The organism is Nonomuraea aurantiaca (genome assembly GCF_020215705.1).
In the GTDB taxonomy this organism is placed as follows: Bacteria; Actinomycetota; Actinomycetes; order Streptosporangiales; family Streptosporangiaceae; genus Nonomuraea; species Nonomuraea aurantiaca.
In genome coordinates, this window is the sequence record NZ_JAIWNB010000001.1 from 248,209 (window position 1) to 264,436 (window position 16,228).

The following is a 16,228-nucleotide window of genomic DNA, read 5'->3' on the forward strand; positions in this document are numbered from 1 at the left end:
CGTGCGTAGGGGAAGAACGATAGGCTACGCACACATGTTCGATGCCTAGTTCGAGGCTTAGAGGCAGGGGAGCCGGAGTGACGCTAGTGGAGGCGGGTTACACGGCTCGTCACCTGTCGGTGCTTGAGGGGCTGGAAGCGGTCCGCAAGCGCCCTGGCATGTATATCGGGTCAACCGACAGCCGTGGGCTCATGCACTGCCTCTGGGAGATCGTCGACAACGGCGTCGACGAGGCGCTCGCCGGGCACTGCAGCCGCATCGAGGTGGAGCTCTACGCCGACGGCTCCATCGAGGTGCGCGACGACGGCCGCGGCATCCCCGTCGACATCGAGCCCAAGAGCGGCCTGGCCGGCGTCGAGCTCGTCTACACCAAGCTCCACGCGGGCGGTAAGTTCGGCGGCGGCTCCTACGGCGCGTCCGGCGGCCTGCACGGCGTGGGCGCCTCCGTGGTCAACGCCCTGTCCGAGCGCCTCGACGTCGAGGTCGACCGCGACGGCCGGATCCACGAGATCAGCTTCCGCCGCGGCGTTCCCGGCGTCTTCGACGGCGACGGCCCGAAGGCCAAGTTCAAGAAGAAGTCCGGCCTGCGCGACGGCGGCAAGCTGAACAAACGGGCCACCGGCACCCGGGTACGGTTCTGGGCCGACAAGCAGATCTTCCTGCCCGACGCCGAGGTCTCGCTCGACGAGATCCACGTCCGCCTGCGCCAGACCGCCTTCCTGGTGCCCGGCCTGACCCTGGCCGTGATCGACAGCAGGCACGAGGAGCGGGTCGAGGAGGAGTTCCACTTCGACGGTGGCATCTCCGAGTTCACCGAGTTCCTGGCCCGCGACGAGGCCGTCTGCGACGTGCTGCGCCTGCAGGGGGTCGGCCACTTCCACGAGACCGTCCCGGTGCTCGACGACCAGGGCCACATGACGGCCACCGAGGTGCAGCGCGAGCTCACCGTCGACGTGGCCGTGCGCTGGGGCAAGGGCTACGACTCGACCATCCGCTCGTTCGTCAACGTCATCGCCACCCCCAAGGGCGGCACCCACCTCACCGGCTTCGAACGCGGCCTGGTCCGCACGATCAACGAGCTGCTGCGCGAGACCCGTCTGCTGAAGAACGGCGACGACCCGGTCAGGGGGGAGGACATCTCCGAGGGCCTGACCGGCGTTGTCACGGTCCGAGTGCCGGAGCCGCAGTTCGAGGGCCAGACCAAGGAGGTGCTGGGCACCTCGGCGGCCACCCGCATCGTCTCGCACGTGGTCTCCCGCGAGCTCAAGGAGCTGTTCGCCAACCCGCCGCGCGGCTACAAGCAGCCCTTGCGCGCCGTGCTGGAGAAGATCGTCGCCGCGGCCAAGGCCCGCATCGCGGCCCGCGAGCACCGCGACAACCAGCGCCGCAAGAGCGCCCTGGAAAACTCCGCGCTCCCGGCCAAGCTGGTCGACTGCCGTAGCGACGACATCGACCGCAGTGAGCTGTTCATCGTCGAGGGCGACTCCGCGCTGGGCACCGCCAAGCTGGCCCGCGACTCGGAGTTCCAGGCCCTCCTGCCGATCCGGGGCAAGATCCTCAACGTACAGAAGGCGTCCGTGAGCGACATGCTCAAGAACGCCGAGTGCGCCGCGATCATCCAGGTGGTCGGCGCGGGCTCCGGCCGGTCCTTCGACATCGAGGCGGCCCGCTACGGCAAGGTCATCCTGATGGCCGACGCCGACGTCGACGGCGCTCACATCCGCTGCCTGCTGCTGACCCTCTTCCACCGCTACATGCGGCCCATGGTCGAGGCGGGCCGGGTGTTCGCCGCCGTGCCGCCGCTGCACCGCATCGAGCTCACCAACCCCGGCCGCGGCAAGGAGAAGTACATCTACTGCTACTCCGACGCCGAGCTGCAGAAGGTGCTGCGCGACCTGGAGCGGCGCGGCCGGCGCTGGAAGGACCCGGTGCAGCGCTACAAGGGTCTGGGCGAGATGGACGCCGACCAGCTCGCGGAGACCACGATGGACCCCCGCCACCGCATCCTGCGCCGCGTCCGCATCGAGGACGCGGAGACGGCGGAGGGGATCTTCAGCCTGCTGATGGGGAGCGACGTGGCTCCGCGCCGCGAGTTCATCGTCAACAGCGCCGCCGAAGTCGACCGCGACCATATTGACGCCTAGAAACACCCTTCTCTCGGTTCAGTGCCTTTTTTAAGGGCTCTCTTTTACGGCAGGCACGGTGAGCCCCAGACGCCGTAGCGGGCGGGGGTCTGTCCAGGGGCACGCTCCTCCGGTGGAGCGGGTCGGGCGCCGTGACGTGCGCATGGTTGACCATGGCTTCCGTGTGGTTGGGCCCGTGTTCCCACAGTCCGCCAAGGGCCGTGGCGAGGCCGCATCTGCCAGGCCATGGGGCGGCCAGGCCCGCCTGAGTCCGCCCAGGCCTGCTCAGCACGTCCCCCAGGCCTGTGTTCGCAGGCCAAGACCTGCTCAGCACGTCCCAGCCTGGGTTCGCATGCCCAGACCCTGCACGGCACGTTCCAGAGCCGCTCAGGCCCATTCCAGCACACCCAGGACCTGCTCTCAGCGCGCCACAGAGCCGCTCAGTACGCCACAGAGCCGCTCAGGCCCGTTCATTCGGCCCGCGGTTCCTCAGCTTCTCAGCCCTCAGGCTCCTCACCTACGCTGCCCAGCCCCGTCCCAGGCTCGTTTCAGCGCGACGTTCGCCTGTTGGCGCCCATCCCTCACAGTAGGTGGCTGGGCTGTCAAGGCGATCGGCGTGGCTCAGGGGTGGGGCTCACCGGCCGTGAGCGTGGCCAGGCCCGTGCGGGCGATGTCGAGTACGCGGTCGACCAGGGGCAGTAGCGCTTCGGTGGCGGGGTCGCTGTGGCGGGCCTCGTGGGTCATGTACAGCTCGCGCAGGCCGCCCACCACGGTGTACGCGGTCAGGCGCGGGGCCAGCGCGTCGGGCGGTAGGCCCACGTCCTTGCCGATGGCGGCGGCGATCAGGCGTTCCAGTTCGTAGTAGCTGGCGCGGGCGTGGCCGCGGAGATCGTCGTCCTCGGCTATCAGGGTGGCGCGCTTGATGCGGAGGGACCAGGTCTCGCCCGGCTTGCGGCCCTGGTCGGCGTCGCGTTCGTCGAGGGCGCGCATCGTGTCACGCATCCACTCGCCGACGGCGTCGAGCGCGGTGCCGGGCCGGGTGTCCAGGCGGGCCGACAGTGATTCCGCGGCGAACGGGTCGTCCGCGAACAGCAGGTCTTCCTTGGTGGGGAAGTGCAGCGTGACGGTTCGCGTCGCGACGTCCGCGTGTTCGGCGATCGCAGCGATGGTCGTACTGCGGTAGCCGTGCGAGGTGAACAGCTCCAGCGCCGAGGCCTGGATCCGTTCGCGGGTCTCCCGCTTCTTCCGATCTCGTCGACCCTCCATGCGGCAACGATACTACATATGTAATTAATGCAGTCCATGCTACTGTTACTATGAAAGGTATCGACTAGAGGAGGCGAAGACGGTGTCCAAGACGTGGTTCATCACTGGCACGTCGAAGGGGTTCGGGCGTGAGTGGGCGAAGGCCGCCCTCGAACGAGGCGACCGGGTCGCCGCCACCGCGCGCGACCTTGACCACCTGCGTCCCCTGGCCGAGCAGTTCGGTGAGGCCGTACTCCCTCTGCGGCTCGACATCACCGACCGCGCGGCCGTGTTCGCCGCCGTGCGGCAGGCGGCCGAGCACTTCGGCGCGCTGGACGTGGTGGTCAACAACGCGGGCTACGGCCACTTCGGCATGGTCGAGGAGCTGACCGAGACCGAGATCCGCGCCGAGATGGAGACCAACTTCTTCGGCACGCTGTGGGTGACGCAGGCGGTCCTGCCGGTGCTGCGCGCGCAGGGTCACGGCCGGATCATTCAGGTCACCAGTGAGGGTGGCGTCCGGGCGTTTCCCGGCATCGGCGGCTACCACGCGTCGAAGTGGGCGGTGGAAGGGCTGTCGGAATCGCTCCGGCAGGAGGTCAAGCACTTCGGCATCGACGTCATCTGCCTGGAGCCCGGCCCGTACTCGACCGACTTCGGCGGCGGCAGCGTCCGCGCCAGTGCCGAGCACCCGGACTACGCCGAGGTCCGCGCCGGCGCCGAGATCGCGTGGGAGCTCGGTGACCCCAAGGCGACCCGCGGGCCGATCCTGGAGCTGGCCGACACCGACGACCCGCCGGCGCGGATCTTCTTCGGCAAGTCGTTGGAGCCGGTCGCGGCCGAGTACGAGGAGCGACTTGCCACGTGGCGGAAGTGGCAGCCGGTGGCGTTGGCCGCATTCCGTTGATCGTGCACAGCGGACTGAGGTCCATCCCTGACAAGTCGGTCAGCGTCGAGGCACCCCTCGCGGGCCGCCATGCGCGTGGCCCGGTACGCGACGGCCGCGGGGTCCTCTGCCGTCGCTGACCGTCGGATGTCGGCGTACGGATGAACATGCGATGCGGTGTACGGCAGAAGTGCGGACGCCTGTGCTGGTGCCGTGGTTTTCAGGGCCCGCCGGCGTACCAATGGCCCCGGAGCCTCATCCCCTTGAGCCGAAGGCCGCACCAAGGATGTGCCAGACGATGAGGACGATGAGCCAGAGTATGGCGCGTCTGCTCGGCGGAGGGCCGCTGCGCAGCAGGGCGATGCCCAGCGGGACGAACGCGACGCAGAGGCCGCCTGCGGCGATGATGGACTGCGGTTCGGTGCCTTTGAGTGTCCCGAGCGCGAGCGCCGTCATCAGGCCGAGCGCGATCGAGCGGCCCAGCCCCAGGGCGCCGGAGCGGTAGGCGCCGATGGCCAGCACGACCCAGCCGAGGAAGGCTGGTCCAGACAGTGTCCTGAACGGATGCCAGGTCATATCCCGCCATGCCGCGTAATAGTGGCTGATTCCGTTGATCATTGGTTGCAGGCCAAAGCTGTCGGTCAGCTGAAAGGCGAGGTGATCAGTGCCGAATTGGAAGGTTCGAGTGAACAGGCCGGCGATCACCAGACAGCCGCCCCATAGGCCCCATAGCGGGCTGGTGGCGGCGATCCTTTGCGCCAGCGTCATGACCGCCGGACACAGCAGGATGATTCCGCAGGCGAAGCAGGTGTAGGCGGCGGTGATGAGGGCGGGGTGCCGGGTGTAGGCGGCGAGCTGATCAGGGAAGAAGAAGTGGAACTGGGAGCGCAGGAGAATCCCGGTCATGAGCAGGGTGGGGCCGCAGATCAGCGAGATGGCGCTCACCCATCGTCCCGGAAACGAGGGTTGTCGGCTCCGGTTGGCTGTGGCGTTGGCCGCGCGCCGGTCCGCGTCAGCCTGTCGCCACCGTGCGATTCGCCGGCCAAGATCAACATTCATGGGTTCCTGCCCAACGTGTCCGTGTCGGTGCGTCTCGGCATGGTCTGCCGGGTGCATCAGCATGGTGAAGGGCGGTGTGGCGGGGACGCGTCGTGCTCAGGTCGCATCTTCGTGGGCATGCACGAGCGGCGGTACGACCCCAGACTGATGCGGATGTCCGACCACGGTCAGATGCCGGGTGATCTGTTGAGGCGGTAACTTCTCGGCATGGAATGGGCTCGGCGGCTCGATGGACGGGGCGTTGCCGACGCGGCCGTGGCGGTCATCGTGGCGCTGATCGTCGGTTACGCCATCGTTGATCCGCCGGAGCGGTCGTCGTGGGGGCCCGCTTGGTCCGCTTGGCTGGTGGCGGCGGTCGTGAGCTTTCCGGTCGCCGTCCGGCGGCGCCGGCCGCGGGCCATGCTCGCTCTGGCGTGCACCGCGAGCGCGTTGGCGACGGTGGCAGGTGCCGTCGCGGCGGGCGCGATCTGGGTGTCGTTCGTGCCGACCGTGCTCGTGCTGTACCTGGTGGCCTCCACCACCTCGGTCGCATGGTCGGTGGCGGGCTTGGCGGTGTGCGGGTTCGGTGCGGTGGCCGCGGTCCTGATCTTCTACGAGCGGGTGTTCCCGGGCCTCGCACCCGCGACGCAGCCCAGCGAGGTGCCGCCGGCCTGGCCGATAGAGATCGGTGTGATCTGTGTCCTGCTGGCTGCCGGATGGGCCATCGGCACGGTTGTCCGCTGGAAACGGGACACGACCGCTCGTCTCGTCCGTCACCTCGCTGAGGCAGCCGTGGCCGACGAGCGCAGGCGCATAGCCCGCGAACTCCATGATGTCATCGGCCACAGCATGAGCCTGATCGCCGTCAAGGCCACCGTGGCCAACCACGTCGCCGACGCCCGGCCGCAGGAGGTCCGCGCCGCGCTGGCCGTCATCGAGCAGACCAGCCGAAGCACCCTCACCGAGATCCGCCGAGTCCTCGGCCTCCTGCGCTCCGATGGCGATCCCCAGCAGGCTCATCTGCCCGTTCCCGGCATGGCGGACCTGCCCGAGCTGGCTGCCGGCGCCCGCTCGGCCGGGGTCGAGGTGGACCTGACCGTCCGACAAGAGGGCGAGATGCCTCCCACGGTCGCGATGTCGACATACCGGATCGTGCAACAAGCCCTGACCAACGTCATCGCCCATGCCGCGCCCACCCGTTGCTCGGTCACCGTGGACATCGACGGGCGGGAAGTCACGATCGAGGTCGTCGACGATGGTCCCCGCCAGGGCCGCCCGCCGCGAGCGGGCCACGGCGGGCACGGCCTGATCGGCATGCGCGAACGGACCAAGATGTACGGAGGCACGTTCAGCGCAGGATCCCGGCCTGAAGGAGGCTTTCGCGTGGCGGCTCGACTGCCCTACGACCCGAGCGACACCAAGGCATGACCATCGACGCCGCCCCGGACGATCCGCCCCCTCCCATCCGGATCCTGCTCGCCGAGGACCAGGTCTTGGTACGCGACAGTCTCAAAGTCCTCATCGACACCACACCAGGGCTGGCCACCGTGGGCGAGGCGGGCACCGGCGCCGAAGCCGTGGTCCTGGCCCGTCGGCAGCGACCGGATGTCGTCCTCATGGATGTGCGGATGCCCGACATGGACGGTATCGAGGCGACCAGGCGTATCTGCGCCGACCCCGCCAATGCCGGCGTGCGCGTGCTGATCCTCACCACGTTCGATCTGGACGAATACGTGTACGCGTCGCTCCGTGCCGGCGCCAGCGGTTTCCTTGTCAAGAGCGCGACGGCGACGGAGCTCCTGGCCGCCATCCGCGTCGTCGCCTCCGGCGAAGCACTGCTCGCGCCCACCGTCACCCGCCGGCTGATCGCCGAATTCCTGCTCGGCCCTCACCCCGCCCCCGCCCGGCGAGATCTCAGCGACATCACCCAACGCGAGCGCGAGGTGCTCACCCTCATCGGCAAGGGACTGTCCAACTCCGAGATCGCCGAGCACCTTCACCTGACCGTCGGCACGGTCAAGACCCACATCGGCCGCCTCCTGGCCAAACTGCACGCCCGCGACCGGGCCCAGCTCGTCATCGCCGCCTACGAAGGCGGGCTCATCTCCGTTCCGGACGGCCGCCGGTAACCGGTCAGCCCCTCTTCAATCGACGGCCTACCTGTGCACGTATATCCGTCTCGACCTCTGTCGTGGTGTACGACGACATCCGACCGTCACCCGCTCAGGTTGCCCCACCCGCTCAGGCCGCCCCAACTGCCCGATCGCTCGACCTGCTCGGGCCGCTCTCATCACCTGCCGGGCCGCTCCAGCCGCTCTGCCTACTCAGCGCGTCCGGCCCCGCCCACGCCCCTCAGTCCGGTCTGCTCTATCAAGCCCGGTCATGCCCGTGAGCCCGAGTTGGGTCGGCCCACTCCGAGTCTGGTGCCCGTGAGCCCGAGTTGGGTCGCCCCCGTCCGAGTCCGGTACCCGTGAGCCCAAGTCGGGTCACTCCCGTCCGAGTCCGGTGCCCGTGCGAACCCGAGCCGGGTCGCTCCTCTCCGAGTCCGGTGCCCGTGCGAACCTGAGTCCGGTCATGGCCGTCCCCACACCCGTCCAAGCCCCGTCACGCCCTCCAAAACTGAGAGGTCTGTCCTGGTCTCGTCGCTTCGACCACATCACGTCAGCTGGGAGATGTCCTTCGTAGGTGGTGCCCGCTGACGTCACGAGACCGTGGGATCGGGGCCAGGATCGGGGCCGGGGCCGGGGCCGGGGCCGAGGTCAGGCTGGGGGCGCAGGCAGGGGTGGCGCCGGGAGCTGGACCGGGGCCGAGGTCGGGACCGGACCGAGGCAGGGACTGGGACCAGGCTGAGGTCGGGGCTGGGCGCAGGCGGGGACCGGGACGCGGGGCGGGGCCCAGGCCGGGGTCGGGGCTGGAAAAAAGGCGAAGTCGGGGCTGGAACACCCGCGAGGTCGGGGCCCGGAGTGCGGGCGGGGACCGGGGGTCGAGGGGGTTCGGTCTGTCGTCAGGTGGGGCGCAAGGTGCTGGTGTCCAGGATTGGCCACAGGTTGGTGATCTGGTTGTCCTTGAGTTCGAAGATGACGCAGGCCCTGATCTCCAGGGGCTGGTTTGTCGGTGGGACGCCGAAGAAGGGGCCGGCATGGGTGCCCCGAAGGGTCCATCTGGTGGCGACTCTGTTGTCTTCTGCGATCATGTCCTGGATGTCGAAGTGCATGTCGGGGAGGGCTGAGCGGATGTGGGTGGAGATCTGCTTGACGCGCTCCGGGCCGGGTGGGTCGTTGGGGCCGGTGGAGAGGGTGGCGGCGATGATCTCGTCGGCTACGTCCAACCGGCCCTGGTTGAGCACCTCGTCGTACAGGCGCATGATGACGTCCTTCATCGGGATATCCTTCCGATTGGCTAGTTGCTAGAGATGCTTATCTCTAGTTTTCCTAGATATTTGAAAAGCTAGAGAGTTTGGTGGGCGATGTCAAGACGTGCGACGTTGGTGACCGCGTTGCTCGAAGCGCTGCGCAAGACCAACGTGCTTTCGGTCTCGATGAGTCAGGCGGCCGCCGGGCGCATCGGCATCAACACCACCGATCTCCACTGCCTCAACCTGTTGAGCGAGGGGGCCCTGACGGCCAGCGAATTGGCGCGGCGGGCCGGGATCACCACCGCGTCCGTCACCGGGGTCATCGATCGGCTCGAATCGGTGGGATACGTGCGGCGGGAGCGGGACGACGCCGATCGGCGGAAGGTCGTGGTGACGCTCGTGCTGGAGCGGGCGGCGGTGGATGTGGCGCCGGTGTTCACGCCGCTGATCAAGGCGTGGCGGGCGTCGTTGAGTGATTACAGCGATGAGCAGCTTGAGGTGATCACCGACTTCATGAACAAGACGCAGGCCGTGTTCCAGGACGAGGTCGAGCAGATGCGCTCCGGCCCCGGCCCGTCGAGCTGACCCGCCCTCGACTCCTCCGGGCACGACGAGCCTGCCCGGACGCCGATCTCGTCCCGACGCGCCGAGCCCGTCCGGACATGCCGAAGGGGGCCGGGAGAGCCCGGCCCCCTTCGGGTTTCAGGTGATCAGCGCCAGTAGATGACCGTCAAGGTCGGGGGCTTGACGCCCTCGTCCTTGTTCTCCGACGCGGCGAAGGCGCGCCAGTTGGTGGCCTCCGTCTCGTTGGCGCCCTTCAGCTGGACGCCGTAGTTGGCGGCGCCCGAGGCCCAGGCCTTGGCCATGGTGGTCACCGGCCACGACAGGTAGCCGGCGCCCCCGGCGCAGGGTGCGGTCCAGGTGCGGCCGCGGCCCGCGCGGTTCGTCACCTCGCCCTGCGTGGTGGTGGTGGGCTTGTTGTCCCAGTTCAGGTCGGTCTCGTCCCACGAGCTGGTGATCCGCTGGGCGGTGAGGCCGGAGCCCACGAGGAGGCCGCAGGCGTTCGTCTCCAGGTTCCACATCGCCATGTTGGCGAAGATGACCCGCTTGCCGGTCAGCTTGTGGGTGTCGAACTTGACCAGGCTGCGCATGACGTCGCCGCCCTGACCGTTCTCCCACGGCATCGTGCCCGCGATGATCATCGGGTCACCGGGGTGTGAGGCCCAGGAGGTGGCGACGTCGGTGTCCGTCACGCTCGGCAGCGTGATCACCGGGTCGACGGTCACCGGGTAGACGCGCGACGGGTCCGCCAGGAACTTGGTGTCCGGCTTGAGCACGAGGACCTTGGTGCCGTTCTGCGTCTCGACCGTGGTGTCGATCTTCGAGAGCGAGTCGCCGCGGGGCTTGCCGTGGCCCTTCGAGTCCCACATGACCGGCTGCGGCCCGGCGGCGACCACCTTGTCACCGGCCGTACTGGTCAGGAGAAGGCGGCCGTCGGCGGACTCGGACAGATCGATGCCTTCGGTCTGTACGGGAATGCGGAGCTCCAGCGGACCGGAGGGCTTCTCGCGCAGGACGACGTCGTGACGGAATCCCGTCGGCAGTACGGTGACGACGAGGTCGGCCCCCGGGCCCGCCGCGTCGGTGAAGGTGGCGACGTTCGCCTTGACGACCGGCTTGGGCAGCGCGGTCGGCCACTTGAGCGAGAACACGTGGCCGTTGTCGTCGGTCATCTTCGCCAGCGTGCCCTCGCCGCCGTTGGAGACCTCGACCTGGGCGCGTGAGGCACGCGGCTTCAGTACCGCGCCGTCGGCGACGAGTGAGGTGTCGATGGGCACCCACTGGCCGTTCTGGCGCACCTGGGACGGGCCCGAGGTGATGGTCGCGGTGAAGCTGCCGTCGGGGTTGGCGACGGTGGTGCTGGACTCGTCCGACAGGCTCGGCACGGGTACGGGCTTGCCGTCGGCGGCGGCCTGGGCCGACGCGACGTCCTCGGCGCTCTGGCCGGTGGCGGCCAGAGCGGTGGAAGCCGGGATGGCCGTGGCGGCGGTGAGCACGGTCACGGCGCTGAGCCCGAGGGCCAGGCGGCCCATGGAACGGTTGAGAGACTTACGCAAAATCAACGTCCTAACAATCGATGGGTGTGGAGCAGCGCGCCAATGCGCTGACTTCAGGGCGTCGAGCGGGGGACTGGCCCCCGGCGACGATCACCGATCGTTAGGCGGTACTGGATTGATCGTTGACATGACATCCCCGTTTCTGTCGCGGCGACAAGATCGCCGACGGGTCACAGGGATATCACGGGTAACGGCACGGCAAAGTGAGAGACCGCTCTAGTGCGATATTTCTCACAAAACGCAGAGTTATCGGGTTAGACGGACAGTCATGTGAGGTCGACCGGCATCAGTTTGCCCGTGTGCACGTCGTAGATCGCGCCGCCCACCGGCAGTCCCGGCGGCAGGAAGGGCGAGGAGCGGATCCGCGTGAGGTCGTGGCGCAGGGCCGCGTCCTGGTCGGGGACGGTGTGGAACTCCAGGCTGCGGGTGTCGACGCCGTGCCCCTGGGTGAGCTCGTGCACGTCGGCGTCGGTGACCTTGGACATGCCGCAGTCGGTGTGGGGCATCACCAGGACGCGTTCGACGCCGAGCAGATAGACGGCCAGGACAAGGGTGCGCAGGACGTCATCCGTCACGCGCGCGCCCGCGTTCCGCAGGATCTTGGCGTCGCCCGCCTTCAGGCCCAGCAGGCCAAGGGGGTCGATGCGGGAGTCCATGCAGGTCACCACGCCGAGTCCGCGAGCGGCCCGGCCGGTCAGTTCGGAATTCCGGAACTTAGCGGCATATTTCGCGTTGGCGGAAATCAGGTCATCGAACTGGCTCATGTGACAGATGATCCCTCACGTCCGTTTCGTAGTGCTTTCCGGGGTGGCGACACGGCGGAAGTTGCCCAAGGTCCCACGCGCGACACTCACTTTGCGTGATGATGTCGTAGCCCAACGTATGAACAGCCCCATGTGTGATCGAAGAAGGTTGTCGTGAGTAGGTCCGAATCGCTCGCCGCGTACCTGCGTACCCAGGCCCGGCGCCGCCTCGACCGTGTGGAGACCCGAGACGACGGGCTCAACGCGAGGTGCGCGCTTGCGCTCCTCGACGCGGCCGCCTACGCGGGCGGCCTGCCCGACGACGACCCGCTCATCGTGCTGCTCGACCAGGCAGGCTGTTTCGGGCCGCTGGGCTGTGACGACTTCGACCCCGGAGAGGCCGGCTTCCGGCTCATCCGGGGCTGGCAGGGCGAGCCCCACGAACTCCTGCTCGCCCTGCCGGCCGCCATCGCCACCTCCGCCTGACGTCCCATCCACCTCCGCCTGGAGTCCCATCGCCGACGGTGCCCGGCCGTGGTCAGGCAGGCGCGTTGCCTGGCTTCCACTTGATGCCGCAGCCGAGTGACGGATGCTGCTCCTCGCTCACCGGGTCGCCCGTCAGCAACGCGTCGATCGCCGCGCGCAGCGAGGAGCCCGTCACGGGTACGGAGTTGCCGGGCCGGGCATCGTCGAACTCGCCGCGGTACGCCAGCCGGAACAACGCGTCGTACAGGAAGAAATCGGGCGTGCACGCCGCCCGATACGCCTTGGCGGTCTCCTGCGTCTCGTCGAGCAGGTAGGGGAACGGGAAGCCCGCCCGCGCCGCCTGCTCGGCCAGGTGTGTCGGGTCGTCGTCGGGGTAGTTCACGCTGTCGTTGCTGCAGATGGCCACCATCGACAGTCTGGGCCCGTAGTCGGTGGCCAGGCTGCTGAGGCCGTGCTCGATGCGCCGCACGTAGGGGCAGTGGTTCGACAGGAACGCCACGAGGATGGCGGGCGAATCCTTGAGATCCGCGAGCGAGACGCTGCCGCCGTGGATCGCGGTCAGGTGGAAATCGGGCGCGGGAGAGCCGAGTGGGACCATGAACGAGTTGGCAGCCATGGCATCCATTGTCGCTGTTGGCCCCGACGAAACCGTCGGTGGCCATCGGGATAACAGTCGCGGAGGTAAGTAATGAACGGCATCGCGGAGTTCCGGACCACGGTCCTTGATTGTGCCCGTCCGATGGAGCTGGCTCAGTTCTATTCGCGGTTGCTCGGCTGGCCCATCCTGGAGGGGTCCGACGAGGAGTGGGCTGTCGTCACCAATGGAGGCTCGCCCGCGCGGGTGGCCTTCCAAGCCGTCGACGACTACCGGCCGCCGGTCTGGCCCAGCGCGGAGCGTCCCCAGCAGATGCACATCGACGTGACGGTCGGCGACATGGACAAGGCCGAGGCCCAGGTGCTGGAGATCGGCGCCACCAAGCACGAACACCAGCCGAGCGAGGACGACTCCTTCCGAGTCTTCCTCGACCCGGCCGGCCATACGTTCTGCCTCTGCAGGGACGTCTGACAGACCGGTGGACCGGTAACAGAGGAGCGGACCGGCTTCTGGCGTGCTGGCGCCAGAAGCCGGCCCTTACGTCAGCAGGTCCACCGCCTCGCGTCAGCGGGCCGCCTGGGTCAGCAGGTCCACCGCCTTGTGCACGTTGCCGGCCGCCAGTTCGTGGTCGGCCGACGCCTGAAGGTCGGGCCGTCCGCCGCCGGCCTGGGCGATGTCCCTGGCCACCGAGACGACGGCGTCGTCCTGCGCGTACGCGTCCGTCTTCGAACGGTCGAGCAGCGCCGCCGCCGTGCCGAGCGCCCCCAGCACGACCCGGGTGTTGCGCACGGAGCCGTCGGCGTTCCAGTTGTTGCCCAGCAGCGCCACCAGCAGCGCCGCCGAGGCCGCCCTGGAGGCTCCGTCACCGCCGGCGAGCCGGTCGTAGGCCGCCTTGAGCCGGTCGCGGGCCCGGTCGGTGCGCAGTCCCCAGCCGTACGGGTAGAGCGGGTCGTAGGTCGCGTCGCCCACGTTGATCGGCAGCTGCTCCGCCGTACGGAACCAGGTGAAGGGCAGCCGCCCCGTGTACGGCACGGCCCCGAACAGCGGGTCGGCCACGCCGGCGCCCTCGGTGCCCGGCAGCCACGACGCCACCAGCGCCTTGACCTTGGACAGGTCGCCCATCGCCAGCGGGCGGCCGGAGACGACCAGCACGGCGCACTTCATCGCCCCGCACACCCGGTCGATCGCGGCCCGGTCGGCGGCCGACAGGTCGAGCGTGTGCCCGTTGACGCCCACGTCGCCCTGGCCCTCGGCGTACGGCTTCTCGCCCACCACCACGACACCCACGTCATGCCCGGTCAGCGGCGCGGAGGCGTCGGCCGAGTAGGTGACGGAGGCCGCCCGGCCGCGGATCGCCGACAGGATCGTGGTGCCCTGCGTGATGGGTCCGGACGAGCCCTGCCAGGTGATCGTCCAGCCGCCGCTCTGGTTGCCGATGTCGTCGGCGTTGGATCCGGCGACGTACACCTTGGCGTCGCGGCGCAGCGGCAGCAGCCGGTCCTCGTTCTTCAGCAGCACCTGCGACTTCGCGGCGGCCGTGCGGGCCACCGCTCGGTGGGCGGCCGAGCCTACGTCGCCGATGCCGGAGCGGTCGGCGTACGGGCGCTCGAACAGGCCGAGCCGGAACTTCTGCGTCAGGATCCTGGAGACCGCGTCGTCGATCCGCGCCATGGGCACCCCTCCGGCCGCGATCTCGGCCTTGAGCGTGCTGGTGAACAGCGGGTACGCGTACGGCACCATGATCATGTCGAGCCCGGCGTTGATCGAGGTACGCACGTCGCTCGGGTAGTCGCCGGGGATCTGGTCGATGGCCTGCCAGTCGCTGATCACGAAGCCCTTGAAGCCGAGCCGGCCCTTGAGCACGTCGGTGATCAGCTCCTTGTGCGCGTGCATCTTGAGCGGCCCCTGGCCGAAGTCGACGCTGGAGAACGACGGCATGACGCTGCCCACGCCGCGCTTGACCGCCTCGGCGAAGGGCGCCAGGTGGATGGCCGCCAGCTGTTCCCTGGTGAGCTGGGTGACGCCCTGGTCGATCTTGTAGTCGCCGGTCGAGGAGCCGTAGGTGGTGCCGCCGTCGCCGACGTAGTGCTTGGCCGTGGCCAGCACGCCGTTGTCCTGCAGCCCGTCGATGATCGTGGTCATCCGCGAGACCAGCGCCGGGTCCTCGCCGAACGACTCGTAGGCGCGTCCCCACCGGTCGTCCCGCGACACGCACAAGCACGGCGCGAAGTCCCACGGAATGCCCGTGGCCTTGACCTCCTTCGCCGTGACCTTGCCCGCCTGCTCGACCAAGCCGGCGTCGCGGGTGGCGCCGAGGCCGACGTTGTGCGGGAAGATCGTCGCACCGACCACGTTGTTGTGCCCGTGGACCGCGTCGACGCCGTAGATCAGCGGAATCTGCAGCCGCGTCTGCTGGGCGCGCAGCTGGAAGCCGTCGATCATGTCGGCCCACGCCTTCGGCGTGTTGGTCGGCGGGGTGGAGCCGCCACCCGACAGCAGCGAGCCGAGCAGGTAGGTGGCGATGTCGTTCGGCGAGCCGAGCGCGCCGCGTTCGGCCTGCGTCATCTGGCCGACCTTCTCCTCGGTGCTCATCCGGCCGAGCAGGTCGGCGACCCGCTGCTTGACGGGCTTACGAGCGTCGAGGTACGGCAGGCCGTGCGCGTTGATCACGATGGCCGGAGTCTCGGCCGGGGGCTTGGTGCCCGTGCCGGACAGCTCGATCGGGATGGTCTCGGCGACCTCGGCCGCGCCGTCGGCCAGCGTCCTGACCGTGAACGCCTTGGCCGTGCCCGACGCGGTGCCCGCCGGGAAGGTCAGCGTGCCCTCGACCGGCGTGTAGTCCTGGCCGGGGGTGGCCGTGCCGGTGCCGGTGCGGTAGCCGACGGCCAGGTCGGCGGGGAGCGGGCCGCCGGTGGCGGTGGTGACCGAGACGCGTACCTCGGCCGTGCCCTTCTCGTTGACCGGGTAGACCGGCTTGTCCGTGGCCAGGCGTACCGGCCGGGGCGGGGCGGTGCCGTAGACCTGCACGTCGTCCCAGAACAGCGTGCCGGAGGCGGCCGGGAGTCGCATCGAGTAGCCCCACATGGCGACCAGGTCGAGCTGTCCGTCGGTGGGGGCGCCGCCCGGCTGGTAGTCGCCGCGGCGGGTGAAGTCGGCGAACGGCACCCGCACCTGCCGCCATCCGGCCGTGTCATCGGTGAAGGACGACTCGAACAGCTCGGCGCTGCCCGCTCCGCCGCCACCATCCTTGATCTCGAAGAACACCTTCTGCCCGGACCCGGTGCCCCTGACCCAGAAGGAGAACCCTTCGTAGGCGGACCAGTCCTGGGCGGTCGTCAGGTCGTGGGACCAGCCGCCCCACTGGCTCACGGTGTAGACCGCTTTGAGCACCCGGTTGGTCGCGGGGGCGCCGGGCCTGGCCGCGTCGGGCTCGACGGTCAGCGCCGGGGTGGAGGCGGTGTCGTTGCCCCAGGCGGAGACGCCCGCGGGCAGGGTCGCGGCCTCGAAGTCGGTGACGGTCAGCGGTTCGGCGGCGGCCTGGGCCGGGGGTGCGGTGACCAGCGCGGCCACCAGGGCCACCGCCGCCCATAGCGGGGTCCTTAATCGGAACATGGATCCTCCCAAGAGAAGAGAGAGCGCT

Annotated in this window: 14 protein-coding genes; 7 read left to right on the forward strand and 7 right to left on the reverse strand. The window is 69.0% G+C overall.

The genetic code is table 11. From position 1 onward, the window contains the following. The first annotated feature begins 41 nt into the window (after window positions 1-41). Complete coding sequence (locus tag LDL49_RS01195) at window positions 42-2,144, forward strand: DNA gyrase/topoisomerase IV subunit B (RefSeq protein ID WP_225288968.1); 2,103 nt, start codon at window positions 42-44, stop codon at window positions 2,142-2,144. Window positions 2,145-2,744: 600 nt separating this feature from the next. Here the strand turns inward: LDL49_RS01195 and LDL49_RS01200 are convergent. Beyond that, complete coding sequence (locus LDL49_RS01200) at window positions 2,745-3,389, reverse strand: TetR/AcrR family transcriptional regulator (protein WP_225288969.1); 645 nt, start codon at window positions 3,387-3,389, stop codon at window positions 2,745-2,747. An 82-nt stretch (window positions 3,390-3,471) separates the two neighbouring features. On the opposite strand from LDL49_RS01200, the gene LDL49_RS01205 reads away from it, so the two are divergent. Continuing rightward, complete coding sequence (locus LDL49_RS01205; protein WP_225288970.1) at window positions 3,472-4,275, forward strand: SDR family NAD(P)-dependent oxidoreductase; 804 nt, start codon at window positions 3,472-3,474, stop codon at window positions 4,273-4,275. A 234-nt stretch (window positions 4,276-4,509) separates the two neighbouring features. Here the strand turns inward: LDL49_RS01205 and LDL49_RS01210 are convergent, their stop codons facing one another. Further along, window positions 4,510-5,376 (reverse strand): hypothetical protein, encoded by an 867-nt coding sequence (locus LDL49_RS01210; protein ID WP_225288971.1) that lies wholly within the window; start codon window positions 5,374-5,376, stop codon window positions 4,510-4,512. Window positions 5,377-5,520: 144 nt separating this feature from the next. On the opposite strand from LDL49_RS01210, the gene LDL49_RS01215 reads away from it, so the two are divergent. Then, on the forward strand, window positions 5,521-6,720 hold the full coding sequence (locus tag LDL49_RS01215) for a sensor histidine kinase (protein ID WP_225288972.1): 1,200 nt from the start codon (window positions 5,521-5,523) through the stop codon (window positions 6,718-6,720). Further along, window positions 6,717-7,421, forward strand: a complete 705-nt coding sequence (locus tag LDL49_RS01220) for a response regulator (protein ID WP_225288973.1) — start codon at window positions 6,717-6,719, stop codon at window positions 7,419-7,421. Before LDL49_RS01215 ends, LDL49_RS01220 begins: the two co-directional genes overlap by 4 nt. 875 nt (window positions 7,422-8,296) lie before the next feature. On the opposite strand, the gene LDL49_RS01225 is transcribed toward LDL49_RS01220, so the two are convergent. Further along, the gene (locus LDL49_RS01225) at window positions 8,297-8,671 is read right to left on the reverse strand and encodes an ester cyclase (protein WP_225288974.1); all 375 of its coding nucleotides are present in this window, start codon (window positions 8,669-8,671) and stop codon (window positions 8,297-8,299) included. Window positions 8,672-8,779: 108 nt separating this feature from the next. Here LDL49_RS01225 and LDL49_RS01230 point away from each other — a divergent pair, with 108 nt between their 5' ends. Continuing rightward, window positions 8,780-9,232, forward strand: coding sequence for a MarR family winged helix-turn-helix transcriptional regulator (locus LDL49_RS01230; protein ID WP_225288975.1), 453 nt, complete (start codon window positions 8,780-8,782; stop codon window positions 9,230-9,232). Between the two features lie 125 nt (window positions 9,233-9,357). On the opposite strand, the gene LDL49_RS01235 is transcribed toward LDL49_RS01230, so the two are convergent. After that, a complete protein-coding gene (locus tag LDL49_RS01235; protein ID WP_225288976.1) occupies window positions 9,358-10,740 on the reverse strand; it encodes a DNRLRE domain-containing protein in 1,383 nt (460 codons plus the stop codon). A 290-nt stretch (window positions 10,741-11,030) separates the two neighbouring features. After that, a complete protein-coding gene (locus LDL49_RS01240; RefSeq protein ID WP_225288977.1) occupies window positions 11,031-11,528 on the reverse strand; it encodes a beta-class carbonic anhydrase in 498 nt (165 codons plus the stop codon). A gap of 153 nt (window positions 11,529-11,681) precedes the next feature. Here LDL49_RS01240 and LDL49_RS01245 point away from each other — a divergent pair, with 153 nt between their 5' ends. Further along, the gene (locus LDL49_RS01245) at window positions 11,682-11,993 is read left to right on the forward strand and encodes a hypothetical protein (RefSeq protein WP_225288978.1); all 312 of its coding nucleotides are present in this window, start codon (window positions 11,682-11,684) and stop codon (window positions 11,991-11,993) included. 52 nt (window positions 11,994-12,045) lie between these two features. Here the strand turns inward: LDL49_RS01245 and LDL49_RS01250 are convergent, their stop codons facing one another. Further along, window positions 12,046-12,609, reverse strand: a complete 564-nt coding sequence (locus LDL49_RS01250) for a thioredoxin family protein (RefSeq protein WP_225288979.1) — start codon at window positions 12,607-12,609, stop codon at window positions 12,046-12,048. 72 nt (window positions 12,610-12,681) lie between these two features. Between LDL49_RS01250 and LDL49_RS01255 the strand changes: the two genes are divergently transcribed. Further along, window positions 12,682-13,059, forward strand: coding sequence for a VOC family protein (locus LDL49_RS01255; protein ID WP_225288980.1), 378 nt, complete (start codon window positions 12,682-12,684; stop codon window positions 13,057-13,059). Window positions 13,060-13,152: 93 nt separating this feature from the next. Here the strand turns inward: LDL49_RS01255 and LDL49_RS01260 are convergent, their stop codons facing one another. Next, entirely contained in the window at window positions 13,153-16,200 is a 3,048-nt protein-coding gene (locus LDL49_RS01260; RefSeq protein ID WP_225288981.1) for a glycoside hydrolase family 3 N-terminal domain-containing protein, read from the reverse strand. Window positions 16,201-16,228 lie beyond the last annotated feature (28 nt).

Coding starts and splice junctions, on each gene's coding strand:
- LDL49_RS01235 (WP_225288976.1), bottom strand. CDS start 10,740: ATGGGCCGCCTGGCCCTCGGGCTCAGCGCCGTGACCGTGCTCACCGCC.
- LDL49_RS01215 (WP_225288972.1), top strand. CDS start 5,521: ATGGAATGGGCTCGGCGGCTCGATGGACGGGGCGTTGCCGACGCGGCC.
- LDL49_RS01225 (WP_225288974.1), bottom strand. CDS start 8,671: ATGAAGGACGTCATCATGCGCCTGTACGACGAGGTGCTCAACCAGGGC.
- LDL49_RS01210 (WP_225288971.1), bottom strand. CDS start 5,376: ATGCTGATGCACCCGGCAGACCATGCCGAGACGCACCGACACGGACAC.
- LDL49_RS01240 (WP_225288977.1), bottom strand. CDS start 11,528: ATGAGCCAGTTCGATGACCTGATTTCCGCCAACGCGAAATATGCCGCT.
- LDL49_RS01260 (WP_225288981.1), bottom strand. CDS start 16,200: ATGTTCCGATTAAGGACCCCGCTATGGGCGGCGGTGGCCCTGGTGGCC.
- LDL49_RS01255 (WP_225288980.1), top strand. CDS start 12,682: ATGAACGGCATCGCGGAGTTCCGGACCACGGTCCTTGATTGTGCCCGT.
- LDL49_RS01250 (WP_225288979.1), bottom strand. CDS start 12,609: ATGGCTGCCAACTCGTTCATGGTCCCACTCGGCTCTCCCGCGCCCGAT.
- LDL49_RS01200 (WP_225288969.1), bottom strand. CDS start 3,389: ATGGAGGGTCGACGAGATCGGAAGAAGCGGGAGACCCGCGAACGGATC.
- LDL49_RS01195 (WP_225288968.1), top strand. CDS start 42: ATGCCTAGTTCGAGGCTTAGAGGCAGGGGAGCCGGAGTGACGCTAGTG.
- LDL49_RS01220 (WP_225288973.1), top strand. CDS start 6,717: ATGACCATCGACGCCGCCCCGGACGATCCGCCCCCTCCCATCCGGATC.